At 56.6% G+C, this 25,325-nt stretch carries 17 protein-coding genes and 1 pseudogene; 16 read left to right on the top strand and 2 right to left on the bottom strand.

Annotation, left to right across the window (positions count from 1 at the left end; genetic code table 11):
• Positions 1 to 73 precede the first annotated feature (73 nt).
• The 8 genes from PGR29_RS04380 (at position 74) to tssJ (ending at position 12,995) form a co-directional block, all read left to right on the top strand.
• Entirely contained in the window at positions 74 to 643 is a 570-nt protein-coding gene (locus PGR29_RS04380) for a DUF3304 domain-containing protein (RefSeq protein WP_289578610.1), read from the top strand.
• On the top strand, positions 616 to 3,009 hold the full coding sequence (locus PGR29_RS04375) for a phospholipase effector Tle1 domain-containing protein (RefSeq protein ID WP_316424112.1): 2,394 nt from the start codon (positions 616 to 618) through the stop codon (positions 3,007 to 3,009). The genes PGR29_RS04380 and PGR29_RS04375 overlap by 28 nt, the downstream gene beginning before the upstream one ends.
• 116 nt (positions 3,010 to 3,125) lie before the next feature.
• Entirely contained in the window at positions 3,126 to 3,698 is a 573-nt protein-coding gene (locus tag PGR29_RS04370) for a DUF3304 domain-containing protein (RefSeq protein WP_316424111.1), read from the top strand.
• The gene (locus PGR29_RS04365; RefSeq protein WP_316424110.1) at positions 3,671 to 6,115 is read left to right on the top strand and encodes a T6SS phospholipase effector Tle1-like catalytic domain-containing protein; all 2,445 of its coding nucleotides are present in this window, start codon (positions 3,671 to 3,673) and stop codon (positions 6,113 to 6,115) included. Before PGR29_RS04370 ends, PGR29_RS04365 begins: the two co-directional genes overlap by 28 nt.
• Before the next feature lie 97 nt (positions 6,116 to 6,212).
• Complete coding sequence (locus PGR29_RS04360) at positions 6,213 to 9,596, top strand: ImcF-related family protein (RefSeq protein WP_316424109.1); 3,384 nt, start codon at positions 6,213 to 6,215, stop codon at positions 9,594 to 9,596.
• Between the two features lie 72 nt (positions 9,597 to 9,668).
• Positions 9,669 to 11,429 (top strand): type VI secretion system baseplate subunit TssF, encoded by a 1,761-nt coding sequence (gene tssF / locus PGR29_RS04355; protein ID WP_316424108.1) that lies wholly within the window; start codon positions 9,669 to 9,671, stop codon positions 11,427 to 11,429.
• On the top strand, positions 11,393 to 12,478 hold the full coding sequence (tssG, locus tag PGR29_RS04350) for a type VI secretion system baseplate subunit TssG (protein WP_316424107.1): 1,086 nt from the start codon (positions 11,393 to 11,395) through the stop codon (positions 12,476 to 12,478). The genes tssF and tssG overlap by 37 nt, the downstream gene beginning before the upstream one ends.
• Positions 12,456 to 12,995 (top strand): type VI secretion system lipoprotein TssJ, encoded by a 540-nt coding sequence (tssJ, locus tag PGR29_RS04345; RefSeq protein ID WP_045413530.1) that lies wholly within the window; start codon positions 12,456 to 12,458, stop codon positions 12,993 to 12,995. The genes tssG and tssJ overlap by 23 nt, the downstream gene beginning before the upstream one ends.
• A gap of 94 nt (positions 12,996 to 13,089) precedes the next feature.
• On the opposite strand, the gene PGR29_RS04340 is transcribed toward tssJ, so the two are convergent.
• Both PGR29_RS04340 and PGR29_RS04335 read right to left on the bottom strand, forming a co-directional pair.
• A complete protein-coding gene (locus PGR29_RS04340) occupies positions 13,090 to 14,355 on the bottom strand; it encodes a Y-family DNA polymerase (RefSeq protein WP_316424338.1) in 1,266 nt (421 codons plus the stop codon).
• A 2-nt stretch (positions 14,356 to 14,357) separates the two neighbouring features.
• Positions 14,358 to 14,777, bottom strand: coding sequence for a translesion error-prone DNA polymerase V autoproteolytic subunit (locus PGR29_RS04335; RefSeq protein WP_015705808.1), 420 nt, complete (start codon positions 14,775 to 14,777; stop codon positions 14,358 to 14,360).
• Between the two features lie 652 nt (positions 14,778 to 15,429).
• On the opposite strand from PGR29_RS04335, the gene PGR29_RS04330 reads away from it, so the two are divergent.
• From PGR29_RS04330 to PGR29_RS04295, 8 genes and pseudogenes are all read left to right on the top strand, one after another.
• Positions 15,430 to 17,646 carry a type VI secretion system Vgr family protein gene (locus PGR29_RS04330; RefSeq protein WP_045389741.1) on the top strand — a complete coding sequence of 739 codons (2,217 nt, stop codon included), beginning with the start codon at positions 15,430 to 15,432 and terminating at the stop codon, positions 17,644 to 17,646.
• A gap of 12 nt (positions 17,647 to 17,658) precedes the next feature.
• Positions 17,659 to 19,212, top strand: a complete 1,554-nt coding sequence (locus tag PGR29_RS04325) for a hypothetical protein (protein WP_316424106.1) — start codon at positions 17,659 to 17,661, stop codon at positions 19,210 to 19,212.
• Entirely contained in the window at positions 19,209 to 19,337 is a 129-nt protein-coding gene (locus PGR29_RS04320; protein ID WP_080961905.1) for a hypothetical protein, read from the top strand. Before PGR29_RS04325 ends, PGR29_RS04320 begins: the two co-directional genes overlap by 4 nt.
• Before the next feature lie 10 nt (positions 19,338 to 19,347).
• Positions 19,348 to 23,454 (top strand): RHS repeat-associated core domain-containing protein, encoded by a 4,107-nt coding sequence (locus PGR29_RS04315; protein ID WP_316424105.1) that lies wholly within the window; start codon positions 19,348 to 19,350, stop codon positions 23,452 to 23,454.
• Between the two features lies 1 nt (position 23,455).
• Complete coding sequence (locus PGR29_RS04310) at positions 23,456 to 23,923, top strand: hypothetical protein (protein ID WP_047045164.1); 468 nt, start codon at positions 23,456 to 23,458, stop codon at positions 23,921 to 23,923.
• Between the two features lie 127 nt (positions 23,924 to 24,050).
• Positions 24,051 to 24,134, top strand: a pseudogene (locus PGR29_RS04305) (RHS repeat-associated core domain-containing protein); the annotation flags it as partial.
• The gene (locus PGR29_RS04300; RefSeq protein WP_072048046.1) at positions 24,120 to 24,518 is read left to right on the top strand and encodes an HNH endonuclease; all 399 of its coding nucleotides are present in this window, start codon (positions 24,120 to 24,122) and stop codon (positions 24,516 to 24,518) included. The pseudogene PGR29_RS04305 and the gene PGR29_RS04300, both read left to right, overlap by 15 nt.
• A gap of 16 nt (positions 24,519 to 24,534) precedes the next feature.
• Entirely contained in the window at positions 24,535 to 25,056 is a 522-nt protein-coding gene (locus tag PGR29_RS04295) for an SMI1/KNR4 family protein (protein WP_316424104.1), read from the top strand.
• Positions 25,057 to 25,325 lie beyond the last annotated feature (269 nt).

The following is a 25,325-nucleotide window of genomic DNA, read 5'->3' as shown; positions in this document are numbered from 1 at the left end:
TTAGCATAAATACAGTTATTTAATTACGTCATTTATTAATAACTCATCAATTTATATTTGTAAGGACACATCAATGATAAAGCATATCCGTATTTTGCCCGGCGGGCTGGCGGTGCTGGCTGCCGTTATTCTCTGCCTGCTGACGGCCTGTCGCGACCACAGTCGCGACGGCATGAGCGCTGCTGATATAGCCGTTTTAAACCACGGCCCGGACGCCATCGTTTCGGTGCAGGTGAATGGCTACGGCGGGCCAGGCGCCAATTCTTACGGCGGCGGCGGCGGCTTCTGCTGTGTGATGGTGCCAGACGTCTGGCGGCCGGGACTGACGGCAAAAATCACATGGACCTCCGATCCTAACGCATGGATAGATCCGAAACATATCCCTGATGATCATACGAGTCACTACCTGCACCATGGACCGATTACCGTGCCGATTGAGCGCTGGGAGAAAGGACAGGCTTGTGGTTTTGATATCCATATTTTCCCTTGCGATAAAGTGCGGATAGTGCGTTCCTGCTACGGTCGAGCAGCCCCTGAATATCCGATACAGCCTGAGACTGACGGACTAAAAAAAGCGCAAAACGTGCTTATAAATCATATTAAGGAGGAGGTCGTATGTCCGACACCGCAGACTCCACGCTGAATGCCCTGAAAGCACTTATTGCCGCCTTTCAGACCGGCGCCACCCCGGTCGCTGTAAAAACCTCCACTGCGGAAGCGGCCAGCTTACCGCCAAAGTTTCCCGGGCCGGATGACAAAAAGCCGGCGGATAAAACCACACAGCAGAAAACCCAATACAACGAGCGTGGCCGCCTGCCGGCGAGCAGAACGCAGACCGAAGGCAACTATGCCAGGCAATACCTGGAGGGGTATGTTAAAGAGTCCGATCATCAATCGGATAAAAAAACGGAACCGGGCTGCCCCGCCAGCCTGCATATCAGCCTGTTCTTTGACGGTACCTGCTGTAATGAAGAAGGGGCTGATGAAGTGTACGGCTCCCGCAATCCGCCGCTGACTAATATCGGCAGACTCTACCATGCGGCAAACTGGAGTGGACAGTTGCCACCAGCGGAGGATGACGGATTCTTTTGTTACTACTTTCCCGGCTGCGGAGCGCGTTTTCCGCAGATAGGCGAAGAGCACTACTCGCTGGACGGCGAACTGTTTGCCAACGGCGGTGAGGATCGTATCAACCAGGCGCTGCTTAAAACCTACAGCAGCATTTGCTATGCGGTGAAAAAGGAAAGGATAGAAGACAGCGAACTGACCGGATACCGGAACAGTATGGCCACCGTCTGGCCCTTCTCGCGGCTGACCCAGAAGTTCAACCGTAAAAGCGCGCTTGACAAATTCTGCGACGACCATCTGGGGGCTGTGGTCAACCAGTGGCCGAGGCAGCCGACGCGGCTGCATATCCAGCGCTCGCAGCGGCGCATCGCCAAAATCAAGCTGTTTGTCTACGGCTACTGCCGGGGGGCCGCCGCCGCCCGCGCCTTCGCCCGCGGGCTGGAGTCGCTGCTCGATGACGCTAAAATGCCGCTCGATGCGACAAATATGCTGCCGGCGGGGACGGTGGTTCCGGGGGGAGCCACGCTGCTGGGCATTCCCATCAGTATCGAGTTTATGGGGCTACTGGATTCGGTCTCCGCGGTTGGCGTGCCGCATATTCTGCCGTCGGCCACCGGGCATCTGGGCTGGGCGGCCAACAGCCTGCGGCTGCCGACCACCAAAGGTTTTTTAAAAAGCTGCTACCACTTTGTCGCCGGCCACGAGCAGCACGGCGACCTGCCGCTGGACTCTATCCGCGGTCCGGACGGTAAATACCCGGCGGGAGCGGTGGAGGTGGTCTACCCCGGAATGCATGCCGATGTCGGCGGCGACTGTAAGCCTGCGGAGCTCGGCAAAGTGCAGACCGACGCCCGCAACCTGCTGTCAAAGATTGTGCTGCATGATATGTATGCCGCCGCCTTTGATGCCGGGGCGCCGTTAAGTGTTCCGCGTGATGTTCTACCCGGAGGTGCTAAGAACAAAACCTACCGGGTAATGCAAGGGGATGTCGCTGACCAATTCAAAATCTCCGCCCAGGCCATCGCCCTGTTTAACGCCTGGCAGCAGGCCGGGGCGCAGCAGGCGGGGGCGAAGACCGAAACGCCGGCCGTCAATGAGGCGGAGGTGGTGGCCATCGCCGTGGCTCAGGGCCGGGATCCGGTTGCCGCGCTGAAGGCGGCTCACGACAAGGCGGATAGCGATAAGGCGAAAGCCGCAGCCGCCGCCGCGAAGCTGCCGGAGAACGGTCCGCTGGGCAAACTGCCGGATCCGGTGTATGTGCCGCTGAAGGCCAAAGCGCTGGAGGTGATGCTGGCGGACCAGCTGAGCTGGATCACCGCCTGGCGTACCGAGCGCTTTGCCAGCCCGCAATACGCCGATAAGTATTATCAGCGCAAGCCTTTTTATCAGCAGGCGCTGAATGAGCAGGTCAGCGCGCTGCCGTCGGCGGCGGCGCCCGCGGAAAGCGAAGGGCCGCGTGAAGTGCCGTTTATCGATAAGGATCGTCTGGATCGCGCGGTGTGGGGCTATGACTTTGCCCATACCGGTATCGTTGCGCTGCTGGGCCAGGTGCTGCTGGATGTGATCCCCACCACGCAGACCAACCAGCTTGGCGGTCCGCTGGTGGCGGCGCAGGAGTCGGAATATATCCAGATCAAGAAAAGCGGCGATGCCCGGCGGGCGGCGCTGATGGGCTCGCCGACGATGCTGGATTTTTACGATAACTACGTGCATGACACGCTGGCTAAATATAATCACGACCCGCTGCATTCCTCGTTTTCCCACGGTTATTTTGCGTCGCGGACGATTTACGATAACGATGACGATACGTGGGATTCGGTGAAACAATTTGGCCAGCGGGTAAAAGCGATTATAGATATTAATGTTGGCGATATATTAGTGCAGGCGCGAACGGATATGAAAATACAGCTGAAGATATTTGCAGCGGCCCATTTTATTTGACCGCTACAAATATCATTATCAGTTATATATGGAGGTTCATCTATTAGCATAAATACAAGCATTTAATGACGTCATTTATTAATAAGTCATCACTTTATATTTGTAAGGACACATCAATGATAAAGCATATCCGTATTTTGCCCGGCGGGCTGGCGGTGCTGGCCGCCGCTTTTCTCTGCCTGCTGACAGCCTGTCGCGACCACAGTCGTGACGGCATGAGCGGCGCTGATTTAAATCTCTATAACCACGGTCCGGACGCCATCGTTTCGGTGCAGGTGAACGGCTACGGCGGGCCTGGGGCCAATTCCTACGGCGGTGGCGGCGGCTTCTGCTGCGTGATGGTGCCAGATGTCTGGCGCCCGGGATTAACGGCAAAAATCACCTGGACCTCCGATCCTAACGCTTGGATAGACCCGAAGCACATCCCTGATGATCATGCGAGTCATTACCAGCGGCATGGGCCGATTACCGTGCCCATTGAACGCTGGGAAAAAGGTCAGGGATGTGGCTTTGATGTACATATTTTCCCCTGCGATAAGGTGCGGATAGTCCGTTCCTGCATACCACCTGGACAGCCGGGATATCCGGTACCCCAGTCGCCGACAGACTGGAAGCAAAGAGCTCAGAAAATACTTATCAAACATATTAAGGAGGAAGTTGTATGTCCGACGCCTCAGACTCTCCGCTGAATGCCCTGAAGGCGCTTATTGCGGCTTTTCAGACCGGCGCCACCCCGGTCGCTGTTAAAACCTCCACCGCAGAAGCGGCCAGTTTACCGCCAAAGTTTCCCGGGTTGGATGATGAAAAAGGGAAAACGTCAGCGGATAACTCCACGCAGCAGAAAACCGAATACAACGAGCGCGGCCGTCTGCCGGCGAGCAGAACGCAGACCGAAGGCAACTACGCCAGGCAATACCTGGAGGGATATATCGGGGAGTCCGATCATCAATCGGATAAAAAAACGGAACCGGGCTGCCCCGCCAGCCTGCATATCAGCCTGTTCTTTGACGGTACCTGCTGTAATGAAGAAGGGGCTGATGAAGTGTACGGCTCCCGCAATCCGCCGCTGACCAATATTGGCCGCCTCTACCATGCGGCAAACTGGAAAGAGCAGGATGAAACTGCGGAAAACGACGGCTACTTCAGTTACTACTTCCCTGGCTGTGGGGCGCGATTTCCGGAGATTGGCGAGAACGAATACTCGCTGGACGGCGAGCTGTTTGCCAACGGCGGCGAAGACCGTATCAACCAGGCGCTGCTTAAAACCTACAGCAGCATTTGCTATGCGGTGAAAAAGGAAAGGATAGAAGACAGCGAACTGACCAGATACCGGAACAGTATGGCCACCGTCTGGCCCTTCTCGCGGCTGACCCAGAAGTTCAACCGTAAAAGCGCGCTGGATGAGTTCTGCAACAAGCATCTGGATGCCGTGGTTAACCAGTGGCCGTGGCAGCCGACGCGTATGGCTATCCAGCGCTCGCAGCGGCGTATCGCCAAAATCAAGCTGTTCGTCTACGGCTACTGCCGGGGGGCCGCCACCGCCCGCGCCTTTGCCCGCGGGCTGGAGTCGCTGCTCGATGACGCCAGAATGCCGCTCGATGCGACAAATATGCTGCCGGCGGGGACGGTGGTTCCGGGGGGACCCACGCTGCTGGGTATCCCCATCAGTATCGAGTTTATGGGGCTGCTGGATACGGTCTCCGCGGTTGGCGTGCCGCATATCCTGCCGTCGGCCACCGGGCATCTGGGCTGGGCGGCCAACAGCCTGCGGCTGCCGACCACCAAAGGCTTCTTAAAAAGCTGCTACCACTTTGTCGCCGGCCACGAGCAGCACGGCGACCTGCCGCTGGACTCCATTCGCGGTCCGGACGGTAAATACCCGGCCGGGGCGGTGGAGGTGGTCTATCCCGGGATGCATGCCGATGTCGGCGGCGACTGTAAGCCCACCGAACTCGGCAAAGTGCAGACCGATGCCGCCAGCCTGCTGTCAAAGGTTGTGCTGCACGATATGTATGCCGCCGCTTTTGATGCCGGGGCGCCGCTGAGCGTGCCTCCTGAGGTATTACCCGGCGGCGCCAAAGAGAAAACTTATCGAATGATGTCTGTTTATGTATTGGAGCAATTCAAAATCTCCGCCCAGGCCATCGCCCTGTTTAACGCCTGGCAGCAGGCCGGGGCGCAGCAGGCGGGGGCGAAGACCGAAACGTCGGCCGTCAACGAGGCGGAGGTGGTGGCCATCGCCGTGGCTCAGGGCCGGGATCCGGTTGCCGCGCTGAAGGCGGCTCACGACAAGGCGGATAGCGATAAGGCGAAAGCCGCGGCCGCCGCCGCGAAGCCGCCGGAGAACGGCCCGCTGGGCAAGCTGCCGGATCCGGTGTATGTGCCGCTGAAGGCCAAAGCGCTGGAGGTGATGCTGGCGGACCAGCTGAGCTGGATCACCGCCTGGCGCACCGAGCGCTTTGCCAGCCCGCAATACGCCGATAAGTATTATCAGCGTAAGCCTTTTTATCAGCAGGCGCTGAATGAGCAGGTCAGCGCGCTGCCCTCGGCGGCGGCGCCCGCGGAAAGCAAAGGACCGCGAGAAGTGCCGTTTATCGATAAGGACCGTCTGGATCGCGCGGCGTGGGGCTATGACTTTGCCCATACCGGTATCGTGGCGCTGCTGGGCCAGGTGCTGCTGGATGTGATCCCCACCACGCAGACCAACCAGCTTGGCGGTCCGCTGGTGGCGGCGCAGGAGTCAGAATATATCCAGATCAAGAAAAGCGGCGATGCCCGGCGGGCGGCGCTGATGGGCTCGCCGACGATGCTGGATTTTTACGATAACTACGTGCATGACACGCTGGCCAAATATAATCATGATCCGCTGCATTCCTCGTTTTCCCACGGTTATTTTGCGTCGCGGACGATTTACGATAACGATGACGATACGTGGGATTCGGTGAAACAATTTGGCCAGCGGGTAAAAGCGATTATAGATATTAATGTCGGCGATATATTAGTGCAGGCGCGAACGGATATGAAAGATCTGAATACGGTATCGGGCGTGTTGGGTAAAATATATCGCGATATAAAAAGCGAGGCTTTTAAAATACTGCTGCCTTAATTCGTTATCGCCATATTCATTATATCCGCTAAGTATCCTTAATAACGCTATACGGGCGTGATGATGCACGCCCGTGGCTAAGGGAATCATCAATTTTATGTTCAAGGAAAAAAATGCCGCGGTAATGACCGTAGCGGCTACCGCGACCCTGTGTCTTGCCGTCTGGACAATTGTGGTCCTGCTGAGCGGTCTGGGATGGTGGAACTGGCACGCCAACCGCACGCTGCAGTGGACGGCGATCCGCGAGATATTGACCGTCTGTGGCCTGATCTGGGCGTATGGTCTCTGTCTCTGGATACTGGGCTTTATTGCTTTCCACCTGTTTATCAGGCAAAAAGCCGATGGGCAACAGCGTCAGACGCGGACTTTTATTAGCCAGCAGACAAAACCGGCGCAGCCGTTTGCGTCCTTAAAGCACTTTCTCCGTCGCCGCTACGGCCGATTGTGGCGCAATAAGGTCCGCCTGCTGTGGGTCGCTGGCGAGGCGGCGCAGATTGCCGCCATCGTTCCCGGCCTTGCGCATCAGCAATGGCTGGAGGGCCGCGGTACGGTGCTAATTCGCGGCGGTAGCCTGTCGGCGAAGGTGGATAACGAGCGGCTCAGCGCCCTGCGTCGGCTGCGCGGCCGCCGACCGCTGGATGGTATCGTGCTGGCGCTGGACAATGCTCAGGCCACCGCCGCGAACCTGGACGGGTATTTGCGTACGCTGGAGCTGGTAGCGCAGGTCCTGCGCTACCAGCCGCCGGTCTATCTGTGGCAACTCCACGACAGCGACTGGCCGCAGGATACGCGCATTACCCAGACGCTGGGGGCGTTGTTCCCGCCGCGGGCCGTCCCGCAGGATGTTGAACGGCAGCTTCGCGCCATTCTGCCCGCCATGCTGGCGCAGGGGACCCAGCAGTTGTGCGCTGATTCGTCCCACGATTACCTGCTGCGTGTCGCTAAATGGCTGAAGGAGGGCGGTATCAGCGGCTGGAAGACGCTACTGACGCCGTGGCTTTCCGGGTATCTGCAACAGATCCCGCTCCGCGGTCTGTTGTTCAGCCCCTCGTTAAAGGCGGAAGAGGCGGCGGACAATGGGCTCTATCCCCACCATTGGTCAGCCCCGGCCGTCTGGCAGGGGATCATCGCAGACTGCGGCCGCGCGCGAGGCGTGCCGGTGGGGGTGGCGTGGCGCCGCTCCCTCGGCGTCGGCCTGCTGGCGCTGTTTGGCTTGTGGGCGGCGGGAAGCCTGCTCTCTTTTATCGTCAACCGCCAGCAAATTGTCAGCGCCACCCAGCGGGTACAGCTGCTGCGGCAGCCCGTCGTTAACGACCAACAGCTGATCGATTTGCAGGTGCTGCGTAACGATATCGGCCGTCTACAGAATCAGCTCGCCAACGGCGCGCCCTGGTATCAGCGCTTTGGTCTTAATCATAATGCGCCGCTTTCTGCCGCGCTGCTGCCGTGGTATGGGCGGGCTAACCAGCGTCTGATCCGCGACGCGGCGGCAGAAGCGCTCACCCGGCAACTGACGGTGTTGGTCAACCTGCCGCCGCGCAGCCCGCAGCGGGCGCAGCTGGCGAAAGCGGGTTATGACCAGTTAAAGGCCTATCTGATGATGGCGCGTCCGGACAAAGCCGATGCGGCGTTTTACCGCCAGACAATGACCGCCGCGCAGCAGACGCGTCAGGGAGTCGCCCCGGCGCTATGGCAGAGTATCGCCCCTGATTTATGGGCCTTCTATATGCGTAACTTGCCGTCGCAGCCGACGTGGAAAATCACCCCGGACGCCGCACTGGTGACGCAAGCGCGTCAGGTGCTGCTGGCGCAAATCGGGCGGCGCAACGCCGAAAGCACGCTTTACGAGAACATGCTGCTGCAGGTGCGCCGTAACTATGCCGACATGACGCTGGAAGACATGACGCCGCAGACCAATGCCAGCCGGTTGTTTACCACGGAAGAGGTGGTGCCGGGGATGTTTACCCGCCAGGCGTGGGAGGGCGGCGTGCGCGAGGCGATCGATAAGGCGGTGGCGGCCAGGCGCGATGAGATCGACTGGGTGCTGAGCGATAGCCGCCAGACCGTCAGCGGCGATGTCTCCCCGGAGGCGTTGAAACAGCGGCTGACCGATCGTTATTTCACCGATTTCGCCGGGGCGTGGCTGGGCTTTCTCAATAGCCTTCGCTTAAATCCGGCGCGCAATATTGCCGATGTGACCGATCAACTGACGTTGGCGGGCGACGTTCGTCAGTCGCCGCTGATTGCGTTGATGAATACCCTTGCCTGGCAGGGGCAGACCGGGCAGCAGCGTGAGGGCGTGGCGGATTCACTGGTGAAATCGGCAAAAAATCTACTCGATAAGGACCAGCAGCCGTTTATCGATCAGCAGGCCGGCGGCGCGCGCGGCCCGCTGGAGAGTACCTTTGGGCCGCTGCTGGCGCTGATGGGCAAAAATCCCTCTCAGAGCGTGGTCGCAGCAGACAGCACCCTCAGTTTACAGACCTGGTTGACACGCTTGACCCGCGTACGCCTGCGGCTCCAGCAGGTGGCAAACGCCCCCGACCCGCAGGCGATGATGCAGCAGCTGGCGCAGACCGTGTTTCAGGGTAAAAGCGTCGATCTGACCGACACCCAGGAGTACGGCAGCCTGGTGGCGGCCAGCCTCGGCGAAGAGTGGAGCGGTTTCGGCCAGACCATGTTCGTCCAGCCGCTGACGCAGGCCTGGGAAACGGTGCTGCAGCCATCGGCGGCCAGCCTGAACGAGGCGTGGCAGCGTTCTGTGGTCGCCAACTGGCATTCGGCTTTTGACGGCCGCTATCCGTTTGCCGCGGGCAAAAACGATGTCTCGCTACCGATGCTGGCGGCATTCATCCGTCGCGATAGCGGGCGGATCGACCAGTTTCTCGCCCGACAGCTGGGCGGCGTACTCAACCGGGAGGGCAGCCGCTGGGTGGCCGATAGCACGCACAGTCAGGGGCTAACTTTCAATCCGGCCTTCCTGAAGGCGATTAATCAACTGAGTTCCTTGTCCGATATCCTGTTTACCGACGGCAGCCAGGGAATGGGGTTTGAACTACAGGGGGTAGCGACGCCGGGCATTGTTGAAACGCAACTCACCCTCGACGGCCAGAATCTGCACTACTTTAACCAGCTTGCCGAATGGAAAAGTTTCCGCTGGCCGGGGACTATCAACAAACCCGGCGCGATGCTGAGCTGGAGCTCAACGGCGGCGGGCGCCCGGCTATTGGCGAACGACAGCGGCCCGTGGGGCACGCTGCGTATGCTGGAGAGAATGAAGCGCCAGCAGATCGGCGATGGGCTGTTTCGCCTGACGGTCAATACGCCGGATAACCGGCAACTACAGTGGCTGCTGCGTACCGAACTCGGCGATGGCCCGCTGGCGTTGCTGAAACTGCGAAACTTCACGTTACCGACACAGATTTTCATCGTGGAGGCTCCCCGAGCAGAACCGTTTGCTGACGGTGACGTAGAGGAATAAGGGCCGACATTCACGCTGCAAGCGCTGCTTTACAAGCGGCGAGTTTTCCAATTCTGACATTTGAGATATTCCATGGACGATTTAACTCTGCGTTATTTTGACGCTGAAATGCGCTACCTGCGCGAAGCTGGCGAGGAGTTTGCCCGCGCCCATCCCGATCGCGCCGCGGCGTTAAACCTCGATAAAGCCGGCGCCCGCGATCCCTATGTTGAGCGCCTGTTCGAAGGTTTTGCTTTCCTGATGGGGCGGCTGCGCGAAAAGCTCGACGACGACCTGCCGGAGCTGACCGGCGGGCTGGTGAGTATGATTTGGCCGCATTATCTCCGTACTATTCCGTCGCTGGCTATGGTGGAATTCAGCGTCGACTGGCGGGAGATGAAAGAGCCGCAGCGGCTGAAGAAGGGAACGGAAGTGATCTCCCGGCCCATCGGCGAGACGGGCACCCGCTGCCGTTACACCACGACCCAGCCGCTAACCTTACAGCCGCTCGCGCTCTCCCGCGCCAGTATCAGGACGCTGGCAGATGGCCGCCAGGCGATTTGTCTGCGTTTTGACTGTAGCGCGCTGGTGGACTGGCGGGCGCTCGACCTGAGCCGTATTCCGTTGTATCTGAATGCCGACGCGCCATTGGCCTGCGCGCTACATGAAGCGCTGACCCTGAATGTGGCGCGCATCGGCATACGTCTGGCGGGGGAGGCCGATAGCAGGCCGCTGGCGGCCCATTTTGCCGTTTGCGGTTTTGGCCATGATGATGCGCTGCTACCCCAAAGCGGCGGGTTCAGCGGCTACCAGTTGCTGCTGGAGTATTTCAGCTTTCGTGAAAAGTTTATGTCGGTCGCGCTGTGCGGGCTGGAGAATATGACGTTTCCTGATGCGCCGGGATGGTTTGAGATCGAGGTCGTGCTGGATCAACCGTGGCCGCAGGAGTATGCGTTGTCAGAGAAACATCTGCGTTTACACTGCAGCCCGGTTATTAACCTGTTCCCGCTGGAGTCGGACCCGCTGCATCTGGATTCACTACAAAGTGAGTATCTGCTGCGCCCCATGCGCGTCCAGGATGGACACACCGAAATCTATTCGGTGGAGTCCGTCACCTCTTCACGTCTTTCCGGCACCCAAGTGTATGTGCCGTTTACCAGTTTTCGCCACAAAGGCGGCATGTTGCGCCATGATGCGCCGGAATATTATTACCACACGCGCGTTAAACGTGGTCCGTCCGGGCTGCATGATACCTGGCTGACGCTGGGCGGCGAGGCGTTTGACCAGCATCGCGTGCCGCAGAATGAAACCCTGTCATTGAGCCTGATCGGCACCAACGGCCAGTTGCCGCGGCGGGCGCTGCAAAGCACGCTGCTGGACACGGTGGTCAAATCCACGACGTCGCGCCTCCAGGTGCGCAATCTCAGCGCGCCGACGTTGCCGTGTTATCCACCGGATCGGGATCGTTTTCACTGGCGGGTGCTGAGCCATCTCGGCAGCAGCTTCCTGTGGATGATGGATAACGCCGAAGTGTTGCGCGGCGCGCTGGCGTTGTATGACTGGACGGACAACGAAATGAACCGCCGTCGCCTGCAGGCGATCGTCGACGTGAGCCACTGTGAGGTGGAGCGTTTTGCCGAGGGGCATTTTCTACGCGGCGTGCAGATAGAAGTGACGCTCGACGGTAACGGCTTCGCCGGGCACGGCGACATCTGCCTGTTTGGCGAGATGCTCAACCGCTTCTTTGCCCTGTATACCGACATCCATCTGTTTAATCGTTTGATTCTGATACTGCAACCTACCGGAGAGCGTCTCGAATGGCAGGAGAACCACAAACGCCGCATTCCCGGCTGAGCCCGCGGCTTGAGCGGGATATTCAGCGCATCAACTTTTACCGCTTCTGCCAGCTACTGGAAAAATCGCGACCTGGCGCGCCGGCATTAGGCAGCACGCTGAACCCGGCGGATGATCCGGTACGCTTTCGCCCGCATCCGGGGATGGGTTTTCCGGTCAGCGAGCTCAAAGCGGTGGAGTATGATGAGGCGCATCCCGACGCGCCGCCGACGCTGCGCACCACCTTTATGGGGCTATACGGTGTTGATTCGCCGTTGCCTACCGCCTGGCTGGATGATATTGCGCAGCAAAGAGAAGGGCATGAGGCGCAGGAAGCATTTCTCGATATTTTTAACCACCGCATTCTGAGCCAGTTTTATCGCATCTGGCGCAAATACTCGTATCCGGCAACCTTTGAAGACGGCGGTTGCGACCGTACTTCGCAGAGCCTGCTGGGGCTGATCGGGCTGGGCATTCCCGGCACCGCTCAGCATATTGCCGCGCCGGTATCTCGCTTTCTGGCATTACTCAGCGTGATGCGCCTGCCCGCGCGTACCGAAGAGGGAATTCAGGCGCTGGTACGCTTGTTGGCGCCCCATACGCGGGCGGAAGCGTCGCCGCACTGCCCACGGACGGTGTACCCGGCGCAGCCGCTGGGTTTTTACGGCGATAACGATTTCCTGCTTGATGGCTACACGGTGCTGGGCGATGAAACGACCGAGATTGCCAGCCAGTTGCTGATCGCGCTGTATACCGATGATATCGCCGAGGCCGCAGGCTGGATGCCGGAAGGGCAAATCTATGCGGACTTTTTGGTTCTGCTGCGGGTTTATCTCGGCTGGCGCTATAAGGCCAAAATCACCTTAACGCTTCCCACGCCGCTGTTACCCGCGCCGGTACTTGGCGAAACGCCGTTTATGCTCGGCATCACCGGCGTTCTGGGCATGGAGGGGGACGCGGTTCCGCCGGATTTACCGGCCACGTTTACCACGGAACTGGGCGGCTACCGCGGCATGCCGCTTGCACCATTATCACAAGGAAACCAACGTGTTGCATATCACTTCGCTTAAACTATCCGCACTGATTCTTCTGCCGTTCATGCTGGCGGGTTGCGGGCTAACACAGAAAATCAGCGACGGCGCTTCGTCCGCCGTAAAGTCAGTATTTTATCGCCAGGTGAAAACGCTGCGTTTGGATTTTAGCGCGCGCAATGCGTTAAACACCGATAACCGCGAGGATAACAGCGCCTCCCAGCCGGTGATGGTACGGGTCTATGTGCTGAAAGATCGCAAGACTTTCGATAAGACGGTTTACCAGCAGCTGGCGGCGGAGGGGGAGGAGATATTAAAAGACGACCAACTGGCCAGCCGCAGCCTGGTGCTCAAACCGGGAACGGAGATGAGTCTCACCATGCCGCTGGATGAACAGGCGCAGTATGTTGCCGTGGTGGCGCTGTTCCGGGCGCCGGATCTGACGAAAAACGACTGGAAGCTGGTGCTTGCCCGTGAGGATCTTGACCCGGACCGCGCGCGCGTCATTGAGGCCAGCCATCATCAACTTGTTCTGCAACCGCGGAAGGACAAGTGAGAAACGCGCTGCGCAATTTTATATTCAATAAATAACCTGACGGACGCCATGATGGCCAAACCTGATTTTATTTAAGGTTTGGCCTGTCGGGGAATCATTTAACCGTGGGCAGATCGCTATATCGGGTAGTGTATCGCGGGGAGAGCATTTCCCGCTTCATCTGCCACGGTTGCTGGATACCCTGGCCGGCGAAGTAAAGCGTTCCACGTCCGTCCTCAGCATTCAGGCGGTCCAGCACCTCCATCAGTTTTTGGCTATTTTTTCGCGGCGCATTTTCGTCAAACAGATTAAGTTGCGCGACGCCCTGGCTATAAAAATCGCCCAGCATCACCCCGGCTTTCTGGAACCGGCAGCCACTTTGCCAGATGGCATCCAGACAACGCGTCGCGGCGGCGATAATATCCCTGCTGTCCTGCGTTGGGGTAAGCAGGGCCACCGAGGCATTATTGGCGTAATACCGTTCGTCAGGCGCGAAGGGCGACGTTTTTACAAAGACGGAGATAAACCGGCAGTATTGATGTTCCTGACGAAGTTTCTCTGCAGCCCGGGAGGCGTAACTACAGATGGCCTGGCGCATTTCCTCGTACTCGGTGATGCGATGGCCGAACGAACGGGAACAGATAATCTCTTGCTTTACCGGGACAAACTCTTCCAGCTCGAGGCAGGGCTCGCCGCGTAATTCACGGACGGTTCTTTCCAGTACGACATTAAAGTGTTTTCTGATGAATCGGATATCCGTGTCAGCCAGCTGCAATACCGTCCGGATCCCCATCGTTTCAAGCCTCTTCGCGATGCGTCGACCCACCCCCCAAACCTCTTCCACCGGTAGCGCCGCCATCAATTTTCTTTGCCGCTCCGCATTCGACAGGTCAACCACGCCTCCTGTCTGCTGTTGCCAGCGTTTTGCCGCATGATTCGCCAGTTTAGCCAGCGTTTTTGTCTGGGCTATTCCGACGCCCACCGTCAGGTGCGTGCGTTGCCGCACCGTGGCTCTGAGCTCATGTCCAAACTCGGTAAGAACGCGGCAGTTACGCACGCCGGTAAGATCGCAAAAAACTTCATCAATGGAGTATTTTTCACAGCGAGGCGACATCTCTTCAAGCGTCGTCATTACCCGGTTGGACATATCGGCGTAGAGTTCATAGTTACTACTGAAGCAAACCACGCCATAATGCCTGAAGATATCTTTTTGTTTAAAGTACGGTTCACCCATTTTCACAAACGGTTTGGCTTCCGCAGAACGTGAAATCACACACCCGTCATTATTGGACAAAACAACCACCGGGCGGCCGCGTAAGTCCGGGCGAAAGACGGTTTCACAAGAAGCATAGAACGAGTTCACATCACACAGGGCAAACACGATCAGCCCGCCGATTTCACGATGTAGGTCACCACGCCAAAAATTTCCAGACACTCTTCACTGCCTGGCATAATCGGCTGGTAGGCGGGATTATCAGGTTTGAGCATGACAACAGGATGTAACTGGAGGCGCTTAACCGTGAATTCCCCATCCACCGCGGCAATAACGATGCTGCCATGGACGGCCTTGCGGGAGCTATCCACCACCAGTAAATCACCATCGCCAATGCCAGCGCCAATCATTGAGTCACCGCTTGATTTCACAAAGTAGGTGGCGCCTGGATGCTGAATCAGCAGTTCATTCAGGTCGATACGCCGTTCAACATAATCCTGCGCGGGGCTAGGAAAACCGCAGGGAACAAGGTCGCTGAACAGAGGTAATGCCACGATCTGGCGTAGCTCGGTTAGTGTGAAAAACTGCATGATGATCACCGATTATCTTTACTGTATGTATATACAGTATTGTAGATCGATGGCAGAGATCAAGAGGGTCGTACCTTATCAAAACCTGCGCCAGCGCCCGGCAGGCGGGGGGTTATGCCTGAAGCCGATTGATAAACAATAGATTACCTCATCGCTAATATTAGCGACTGCGCCGTTTAGCTGGCGAAAATAGCGTGACGATTTTATGTAAAAACAATCTGAATATGACTGAGGTAAAGGATCTGATATTAACGAGGCAGGGGATGTCTGCGCGATTAACGCGCAGGGATTGCTCACCGGCCGACCGTATGCAAGAGCAGGCCGGTGAGCAAATGGCTGTGATGGCAGTTCGCAGCCGCGGTTATTTTAAAGCGTCCTGGCCGGTTTAAACATATTTCTTCGCGCCAGGAGACTATTTTCAGACTTACCTCATTACCGTTTCTAATAAGTCAAACCAGTAATTAATGCCTGTTAAGAAAGCTCCACTACTAATAATGACGGTATAAAGATGAACAAAAGCACAGAGTTGAATAATTAAGAGTATTCCTGGGTGAAATCTCGGGCAGAGAGATGACTTCTGATAAATATTCAGGATAATTTATCAATCTTAAGGAATTAGCCCCGCGGCTGCCTGCACCATAAAGGAATCCATATGGTTAATCGGATATCGATCCTGTCATCTGTCGACAGCTCCTCGTTATTATTCTGGAAATTCAGCGGGCAGGAGAAACTGTCCGAACCTTTCCACTTTCAGGTCGATTTACTCAGCCAGGATTTTGCTATCGACCGTCAGGCCATGCTCGGCAAAAACATGACGGTGGCGGTTCCCGGCCAATGGGGACAGGAGCGTTATCTTTCCGGCAAAATCACCGCCGTAACCGTGCGCGCCGAAGATCTTGGCGAGACGCGCTACGCCGTCTATCAGACCACGCTGGAACCCGATTTCTGGCCGATGATGCGCGACCGCAACTTCCGTATTTTCCAGCAGCAGCGGGTGCCGGATATCGTGGCCAAACTGTTTAGCGAGCATAACGTTAAGTTTGAGGACAAACTTACGCGTAGCTACCGGCAGTGGGATTATTGTGTACAGTACGCGGAAAGCAGCTTCCATTTCATCAGCCGTTTGCTGGAGCTGGAAGGTATTAGCTATCTGTTCCGCCACGATAAAGACGGCCATACCCTGGTGCTGATGGATGACTATCAGCAGGCTGAATCCTTCCCCGGTTATGAAACTATTCCCTGGCATGCGCAGCCGGGCGGCGGCGCGGTCGGCGAAGAGGGCATCAGCCAGCTGATGGCGAGCCACGTCGTCACGCCGGGGCTTTACAGCACCGATGACTATGATTTTCGCAAGCCCCACGCCTGGATGCTGCAAACGCTGCAGAATCCGGTCTCGCCGACACCGGGCAAAATCGACGTTTACGACTGGCCGGGGCGCTTTATGGAGCACGGCGACGGCGAAGCCTACGCCCGTATTCGTCAGCAGTCCTGGCAGGCCGAACAGCAGCAAACTCAGGGTATCGCCACCGCGACCGGTATCGTCCCGGGACACACGTTTACCCTGACGCATGCGCCTAACATGGCTGATAACGCTAAATGGCTGGTGGTGGGCGCCCGCTATGATTTTGAAGAGAATCAGTATGCCTCCGGCGGCGGAAATACCGCGCAGCACCGCATCGCATTCACCGTTATTCCCGCCGCGACGCCATTTGTCCCCGCGTCAAGGACCGACTGGCCGCGCACCTACGGGCCGCAAACCGCCCGCGTGGTAGGGCCGAAAGGAGAATCGATCTGGACCGATAAATATGGCCGGATTAAGGTGAAATTCCACTGGGACCGCGAAAGCCAGGGCGATGAAAATAGCTCCTGTTGGGTGCGCGTTTCCAGCGCCTGGGCCGGCCAGGGTTACGGCGGGGTGCAGATCCCACGCGTCGGTGATGAAGTGGTGGTGGACTTTATTAACGGCGAGCCGGACCGGCCGATTGTCATTGGCCGCGTCTATAACGAAGCCAGTATGCCGCCGTGGGCGCTACCGGCGGCAGCCACGCAGATGGGCTTTATGAGCCGCTCAAAGGATGGTTCGCCGGACAACGCCAACGCCCTGCGTTTTGAAGATAAACCCGGCGAAGAGCAGCTCTGGCTGCACGCTGAGCGCAACATGGATACTGAAGTCGAAAACGACGAGACCCATGATGTCGGCAATAACCGCACCAAAACCGTCGGCAAAGACGAAACCAGCCATATCAAACAGAACCGCACCCGCACGGTGGATGGCAATGAAAGCGTTACCGTCGGCAAAGATCGCAGCAAAACCATCAATGGTAATGAAACCACCACCGTTGAGCAGAACCGTACCGAAAGCGTGAAGGGGAATGAGACCCTAAGCGTTGAGCAGAACCGCGATGAAACCATCAGCGGCAACCATACCACCACGGTGAAAAGCGACCATACCGCGACCGTCGAAGGCAAGCAGTCACTGACGGTAGTTCAGGATCGCACCCGTCAGGTACAGGGTAACGAAAGCGTCAGCGTCCAGCAAAATCGTAACGTGCAGGTCACCGGCAATCAGACGCTGGGAGTGACCGGCAATCACGATATTTCCGTGACCGGTAAGCAAACGCAGACCATCACCAGTAAGCAAGAGGTGACGATCGGCGCCGGGCGTACCCTGAGCATCACCGGCGGTGATACCCGCTTTACGCAAGGGAGCGTAACCGACAGCGCTACCGATACCGTACATATCAACGTGGGCGAAAGCGGCATTCTGATAAGTAACGGCAGCGTGGAGATTACCGCTGGCGGGTCGACGATCACCATTAACGCCGCTGGCGTGATGGTGAATGGTAAAAAGATTGAGCTCAATGCCTGACAGGGAAAGGGAATGAACGCGGCGAAGAATCCGACCGAAAAAGTAATGAGCGAGCTTGAGCTTAGCTGGCTGGACGCCAGCGAGCAGGCGGAGCAGATCCGCTTATTTATCTGGCGGACGCCTGCCGGCGGCGAGTCGCTGCTTGATGGTTTTATCGCGCTGCAGCAGCATCCTGAAGGCCGCTCGCTGCCGGATCTGCTGCTGGGGTTAACCACGCCGTTTGAGACCGGCTATGGCTACAGCGACGCGCTCGGGCGCGAGTTTGTGGAACACTACGAAGCGACGCCGGATGCCGACATATGGGATGCCGAACGCTTTCTTCCGACCTATAGTCCGGCGCAGTTGCGGCAGTTGCTGCAGGATTTTGCGACGACATTTCATGACGATTTACGTTATCTGGTGTTGGTGCTGAAACCCTCCGCCGTCAGCGATGAAAAGGCGTTGAACCGCTGGTTGAACGGCTGGCTGGCGCAGGAGGCGTGCAACGCCAGACTGTTACTTATCGACACCCTTGAGCAACCGATCTGGCAGCCGTTGTATGAGGCGCATCCGCGCAGGGTACGGCTGCTGACCGATGATGTCGACAGTATGAAAGTGATGCATCAAACCGCGCGCGGACAGAGCGATCCGAATCCCGATCGCCTGCTGTTTCGCCGCTATCTGGCTGACGCCATGCTGCTGCTGGAAAAAGGCAGCGCCGCGCAGGTGGCCGCGCGCGGCGGTATGGCGCTCGGCGTCGCCCAGCGCTGCGGTTGGGCCGAGCAGCAGGCGATGATGCATAACCTGATCGCCGGCGGTTGGCTGAAAGGTAACGATCATCAACGGGCCGTCGATCACTACCGCCAGGCGCAAAACATCAGCGGCGAAATTGCCGACCCGGCGCTTAAAGGACAACTGCGTACCCAAAGCACTTTTGGCGAGGCCGGCGCCTGGTTCGCGCGCAAAGAGTATCTCCAGGCGGCGAAAGGCTATCGCCGGGCGGCGGGCGAAGCGCAAACCATTCCACACCCGGTATTTGCCGTAGAAGGCTGGCGGATGTCCGGTTTTTGTCTCAACCTCGCGGGACACCGGGCAAAAGCGATGGAGGAGTATGCCCACGCTATCCAGGCGGCGGAGCCGATCCCACGGCAAGAGCGCGCCCAGACCACGCTGCCGCTGGCATTCCAGGATCTGCTGCGCATCCATGATAAACGACGGACCGAGGCGCTTGAGGCCTGCGCGACACGCTGGCAAAGCGAAAAACAGCGCTTAATCCAGCAGGCGGAAGACCGCTTGCCGCGGGAACCCGTCGTCGAACAGGTAAAACGCGTGGACCGGCAGTTACAGCTACAGCTGGAAGCCGCGTTCGCGCTGATCCGCGAAGCGCGGGAAAAACTGATCCGCGGCGGCGATGACAGCTTTCGCCGCGTGATCCGCCTGGCGCGGGAGACGCTGCATCCGCACTGGAACGGCCTGCCGGAGATCGCCCACCCCTTTGATGCCCCGCCGGGTGAATGGCAAAGCCTGCCAGCTTGGGGAAATACCGATGCATCATCCACTGAAACTGCAGGGAGCAACCCGCTATGAAGACCCGGATTATTATTATTGTTGCCGTGACGCTGCTGGCAATTCTGTTTTTAAGCTTCTCGGACGGCGGTTTCGCCACCGAAGTGCGTACCTTCCTGCGCGCGTTGCTGCGCGCCATGTTCTGAGGCGCGTCTGATGCATTCCGGCGCTCACTTCGACCCGCAGCTTGGCCTGGATATCCATACTTATCCCTGGCCGCTGCCGACGCCGCATATTGGCATCGTTTTCGACGTGTTTGATTATCTGCCGCTGCTGGGGACTACCGTGCACGTCAACAGCATCAAACGCGCCAGCGCGGGGACCGGCGGTATTGCGGTACATATCCCGGTCGGCGGGGTGTGGGTGCCGCCGCTGCGCGCGCCTGGCGGCCCGCAGATGGAAGACGAGCTGTTTATGGGCAGTAAAACCGTCGCCGTCGACGGCGAGCCGTTTTCCCGCATCGGCATGCCGGTACTGAGCTGTAACATCCTCGGAATGGTGCCGCCGTTCCGCCTGAAGCGGCTGAGTAAACCAAAGCCGCTCTCGCTGACGCTGCCGCTGACGTTTAACCTCGCGATTCCCAACAATGTGATTGTTGGCGGGCCGCCAACAATCAACCTGATGGCGCTGCTGATGCGCGCCGGGTTAAGCGGGTTGGGCAAGGGGTTGAAGAAAGTTAAAAAAACGCCGCAGTGGCGGCTGTTTATGCGGCGGTTTAAAAAGCTGCGCCAGAAGCTGTTTCGCAACATGGATCCCGGCGTCCTGAAATGCCGGGTGCTACGCGCCGAACCGGTTGATATCCGCGACGGTAGCGTGAGCCTGGAACATGAGGATTTTCTGTTACCCGGCCGCCTGCCGCTGGCGTGGACGCGAAGCTACTCGTCGGCGGATCTCGATGAAGAAGGGCTGTGCGGTTACGGCTGGTCAACCCCGGCGGACACCCGCCTTGAAATACTGGCCGATGAAGGCGTCGCGGTGCTGACTCAGCCGGAAGGGATGACGCTGTTTGCGGCGCTGCCGCAGTCCGACGGCCGCGAGCAGGGTATTGTCGGCCTGCCGGACGGCAGCCGCCTGTGGCGGGAAACCCGCAATGGCGAATGCTTCTGGCATGTTGAGCAGGAAGGGAGCGCGCGGCTGCAGTTTCGCGGTAAACGCGGGCCGCTGGCGATTTACCGGCTGGCGGACCGTAACGGTAACGGCTGGCAGTTCGACTGGCAGGGGCGCGAGCTTGAGCGTATTCGCGAGTTCAGCACGCGCGGCATGAGTGGCAGGGAGATTCTCGTCACCTGGCAGGATGGCCGCCTGCGGGCGCTACGCCTGCGCAACGCGCTGGATGACGAGATCACGCCGCTGACCCGCTATGAATACGATAGCGATAATCAATTGAGCGCGGAGATCGATGCGCTTTCGCATCCGCGGCGCTTCTACTATCAACAGCGCCATATGACCAGCCATGTCGACCGTAACGGCCAGGGCTTCCACTACCAGTTCAATGACGAGTGGCGGGTGGTTCACGCCTGGGGCGACGGCGGCGTATGGGATTACCATTTCGCCTGGCACGACTTGCTCAACGAAGTGGAAATCACCGATTCCAACGGCCATGTAACGTCTGTCAGCTTTGATGATAACGGCCTGCCGGTTTCGGAGATCGATCCGACCGGCGGCAATACCGTCTTCCACTACGATGATTTTGGCCGCACCGTCGAACTCATTGAGCCGGACGGCAGCACGCGTCGTTGGGAGTATGATGAACAGGGGCGAATGATCGCCGAACATCTGCCGGACGGTAGCCAGATTCAGGCGGCCTACAATGAAGACGGCGATGTGCTGGCGCTGATTGATGAGAAAGGCGCCTGCTGGCGTTCGGACTATGACGAACGCGGCAACCTGCTGGCGGGAACGGACCCTACCGGCGTCACCTCGCGCTATCAGTATGATGAGTACGGGCAGCTGAGCGCGGCGGACGTGCCGGGTTCCGGGCAGAGTCGCTATCGCTATGATCGGTTTGGTTTTTTGCAGGCGCTGAGCCAGGCCGGCGCGGGAACCACTCAACTGCGGCATTCCGCGCGCGGCACCCTGCAGGAGCGTATTGACGCCAGCGGCGGCAGTAGCCGTTTCCACTGGGACAGCAAGGATCGGCTGGTGGCGATGGTCAATCCGCAGGGTGGCGAAATTCGCGTCGCTTACGACCGGGAAGATTCACCGCTTCACTTCACCGATGAAGCCGGCCAGATAACCCGTTTTCGTTATAACCGCACAGGAATGCTGGCCGCCTGCGAGACGCCGGATGGCGCGACGCTTGGCTATCAGTACGACCTGGAAGATCGCCTGCTGGCGGTGATCAACCAGAACGGTCAGCGCTGGCAGCTGGACCGCGACGCGCTGGGGCGCATCGCCGCGGAGACCGATTACTGGGGACAGGTAACCCGTTATGGCTGGGATAAAGGCAACCGGCTGATCAGCCGTGAGGATCCGCTGGGGCGGCTGGTGCGCTACGGTTACGACCGCGGCGGGCGGCTAAGCGAGCGGCGCAGCGGCAATACCCTGCAGGCGAAGTATCATTACGATCCCTGCGGGCGGATGGTGCTGTGTGAGAATCCGTGGCGGCGGCTGGCGTGGCGCTATGATGACGCCGGGCGGGTGCTGCTGGAGGAGCAGGACGGTTTTCAGCTGCATTACGGCTATAACGAGCGCGGCCTGCTGGTCTCACGACGCAGCGACAGCGGTCATCAGGTGCGTTACGCCATGGATGAGTATGACCGGCTGAGCCAGATCCAGCTGAATGACGATGCGCCGATCGTGCTGGGTTACGATGAGGCCGGGCGGCGGGTCAGCGAGCAGCTGTCGGCGGAGGTGACGCGTCATTTCACCTACGACCGGCTCGGCCAGCTGACGTCGCAGCAGGTGTTGCAGAATGATTTACCGCTGTTCGCTAGCGGCTTCAGCTGGGATAGGCTGGGTAACCTGACCCGGCGCGATGACAGCCTGTGGGGCAGCGATCGTTACGCTTACGATCCGGTGGGGCGCTTGACGGCCCATACCGCGCCGGACGGTACGCTGCGGCAGTTTGTGCAGGATGCGGCGGGCAGCCACCTGCAGACGCAGACCCGGGCGGTGAATGAGAGCGCCGGAGGCTGGTTCCGCGAGGGGCAGCAGCGCGGGGTGCGTTATGTATTCGATCGCGCGGGCGAGCTGCGACAGCGGCGCGATGTCCGGCATAACGGCGAGAAAGAGGATTTCAGCTGGGACGATAACCGCCAACTGGTGGCGGTGCGCAAGGGCGAGCGGCTGGTGCGTTACGGCTATGACGGGCTGGGGCGCCGGGTGTTCAAGCAGACGGCGGAAGAGACGCGCTGGTTCTACTGGCAGGGCGACGCGCTGGCGGGGGAAACGGTCACTATCACCCGCGAACCGCTGGCGGCACAGAGCATTTTTGATACCGGCAGCCGGCTGCAGCGGCAGAAAGCGCAGGCCGCGCTGTTCGGCAGTATGCGCGAGTACGTGTACTATCCGGGAAGTTTTCAGCCGCTGGCGCTGCTGACGCAGGAAGCGGGCAGGAAGGAGAGCTGGCACTATCATTGTGACCCGAACGGCGCGCCGGTCCGCCTGACGTCATTACAGGGCGAGATAGTGTGGTCAGAGAAGACGGGCGTATGGGGAGAGAAAGGGGAGGTCTACGCCGATCGTATCAGCAACCCGCTGCGTTTCCAGGGACAGTATTTTGACGCTGAAACGGGGCTGCACTATAATCGACATCGTTACTATGATCCTGAAATTGCGGGATTTATTAGTCAGGATCCGATTGGATTAGCCGGCGGGCTGAATGTTTATCAGTATGCGCCGAACCCATTAAGCTGGATCGATCCGCTGGGACTAAAATGTGGCTTCGCGGAAAAGGACAATATAACCCAAAGGTGGGTAAATAAATTAACAGGTAAAACTCCGGCTGAAATAGACTCCCTTTTAACATCTAAAGGTTGGACGAAGATCTATCCACAAGCTGGTAGGCCTGAGGCTATTCAACATATACAATATGTGAAAACGACAAAATCTGGTACAACATATAAATTAGATTATCATCCTGGTGGTAACGCAAAACAACAAAATATTCATGGAAATGATTACTGGAAGGTTTATAGGACTAATAGTGAAGGTGAGGATATCGTATATGGACGTATAGGTCATGGTGGTTTTGAAAATTATGATCTAATAAAGGACTCTCCTGTTTATGTCGACGGTGTATTAGTAAATGGTGGGATGTAAAATGTTTGATTTTTCTGCAGAAATAAAATCATTTCATTCGTTAGGCGATGTGCTGTTAAATACAAATATATCTGTCTATCTTGCTGAAATGTATGCTGACCATTGTGTTGAGTACAAAGAGTATCTTCTACCTGATGCGAGTAAGAGATTTGCCTATGTATTGGATGATACTTTAACTATATCAACCGAACCTGATGGAAATATATTTTCTATTGGATGCAATCAAAATTACAAAGGGTTATACAAAAACTTATTATATGCCGGTCAAGAATTTGGTGAGATAAAAAAACTCACTTATCGGCAAAGAATATTTAATGGTTCCATTATTATAGACGAGGATTTTGGCATTCAATTTATATTACCCTCACCATTTGATGAGATAGCTGACAGTATAGATAACATTCCGTCCGACTTGAAATTGAATGAAATATATATAGGGGATTTTTCATTTTGGAATCCATGTAAATAACAAAGCAAAGCCGGGTAATAAATTAACTCTTCCCGGCCTTTATAGCAACGCTGCGCTTTGGGAACTCTATCTTAGAGCTTAGATTGGTGCGGGTTGACGGTACGATTGGCCCAGGGGATAGGATTGTTCGTCTGATCCGATTGGATTAGCCGGTGGGCTGAATGTTTATCAGTATGCGCCGAACCCGCTGGGATGGGTGGATCCGTGGGGGCTGACTGGAAAACCGTTAAACTCACCTGATATAAGCAAGTGGCTTAATAAAGGGGGAACGGTTTGGCAAGAAGTTGAAAGCAAAGTTTGGGTATACCAAGATAGTGCTGGCAATGTTGTTCGCTATCCAGAAGGGTTTCCAGATTTTACACCATATGAAAGGCAGAGTGTTAATGTTCCAGACTTAAGGGGAGATCATAGTAAGTCACCTGGAGGAGATTTTGGTAAAGCAGATGCATTAGCGCCAAAAGGCCAGGCGAATTATGATCTTAATACGTGGCATCATCATCAAAATGGCATCACAATGCAGGAAGTGCCCAAAAATATTCATCGCCGGTTCACCCATAGAGGCGGTGTATCTAAAATAAAAAGCAACTGTCAATAATATCAGGAGTTATAGAATGCCTATTTTGACTGGATTAAGTATTGATAAACAAGATATTAGTTATCTGGAGGGACATTTCTCTGTTGCTTTTCCTGATGATTACAAAGATTTTTTAAAAAAATACAATGGATATAGAATCGTGGCACCTGACTATTGCGATCTACCATTCGACAAAGTTGATAATGATTTTATTTCATTCGATGTGCTTCTTGGTTATAAGACTAGTAATAGTAATTTTGATATAGTTGAAATTAATGAAGAGTTACTAGATGAAATATCGTTTATTGATGGTGCACTAATAATTGGCATGGATCCAAGTGACAATGGCTATGTCCTGATAACTAAAAATAATTTGGCCGGAGTTTATTACTGGGACCGGACTTGCCTACATGCTGAGGATAATAAACAAAGCTATGATATTAGTGATGATGATGATTTAAATCATCTTTATCTTATAAATAAAACCTTTTCAGATTTTTTTGGAAGTATAATGAATTTAACAGCCAATAAAGGAATGAAGTTATCTACGGGATTGTAATGATACTCTTAATTTAAGGATGTACTTCTTTAATACCCTGTATGGTTAATTATCATGCAGGGTTCAATAATAAAATGGATTGCACATCTATAATGCCAAGTATTAAAAAGTAAGAAATGGAATCATAGGATTTAGGGAGTCTTGCTTCCTGACAGATATAAACATTCTGGAGATTTTATTGGCCCAGAAGAAAAATCTCAGTATTTCCAGTAAAGGAGTATTGCACTATGAAAGAACTCGAAAATCCAAGAATTGAATCCGAAGTTAAC

This window comes from Klebsiella sp. 141203 (assembly GCF_032601985.1).
Lineage (GTDB): Bacteria > Pseudomonadota > Gammaproteobacteria > Enterobacterales > Enterobacteriaceae > Klebsiella > Klebsiella aerogenes.
The sequence above is the reverse complement of the archived record's forward strand: the minus strand, read 5'-3'. Positions and strand labels throughout refer to the sequence as shown.

Bases quoted from the DNA above. Each gene is read 5' to 3' on its own strand.
- PGR29_RS04320 (WP_080961905.1), top strand. From the start codon at position 19,209: ATGAAGACCCGGATTATTATTATTGTTGCCGTGACGCTGCTGGCAATT.
- PGR29_RS04295 (WP_316424104.1), top strand. From the start codon at position 24,535: ATGCCTATTTTGACTGGATTAAGTATTGATAAACAAGATATTAGTTAT.
- PGR29_RS04370 (WP_316424111.1), top strand. From the start codon at position 3,126: ATGATAAAGCATATCCGTATTTTGCCCGGCGGGCTGGCGGTGCTGGCC.
- PGR29_RS04325 (WP_316424106.1), top strand. From the start codon at position 17,659: ATGAACGCGGCGAAGAATCCGACCGAAAAAGTAATGAGCGAGCTTGAG.
- PGR29_RS04360 (WP_316424109.1), top strand. From the start codon at position 6,213: ATGTTCAAGGAAAAAAATGCCGCGGTAATGACCGTAGCGGCTACCGCG.
- PGR29_RS04375 (WP_316424112.1), top strand. From the start codon at position 616: ATGTCCGACACCGCAGACTCCACGCTGAATGCCCTGAAAGCACTTATT.
- tssF (WP_316424108.1), top strand. From the start codon at position 9,669: ATGGACGATTTAACTCTGCGTTATTTTGACGCTGAAATGCGCTACCTG.
- PGR29_RS04335 (WP_015705808.1), bottom strand. From the start codon at position 14,777: ATGCAGTTTTTCACACTAACCGAGCTACGCCAGATCGTGGCATTACCT.
- PGR29_RS04330 (WP_045389741.1), top strand. From the start codon at position 15,430: ATGGTTAATCGGATATCGATCCTGTCATCTGTCGACAGCTCCTCGTTA.
- PGR29_RS04310 (WP_047045164.1), top strand. From the start codon at position 23,456: ATGTTTGATTTTTCTGCAGAAATAAAATCATTTCATTCGTTAGGCGAT.
- PGR29_RS04315 (WP_316424105.1), top strand. From the start codon at position 19,348: ATGCATTCCGGCGCTCACTTCGACCCGCAGCTTGGCCTGGATATCCAT.
- tssG (WP_316424107.1), top strand. From the start codon at position 11,393: ATGGCAGGAGAACCACAAACGCCGCATTCCCGGCTGAGCCCGCGGCTT.
- PGR29_RS04365 (WP_316424110.1), top strand. From the start codon at position 3,671: ATGTCCGACGCCTCAGACTCTCCGCTGAATGCCCTGAAGGCGCTTATT.
- PGR29_RS04380 (WP_289578610.1), top strand. From the start codon at position 74: ATGATAAAGCATATCCGTATTTTGCCCGGCGGGCTGGCGGTGCTGGCT.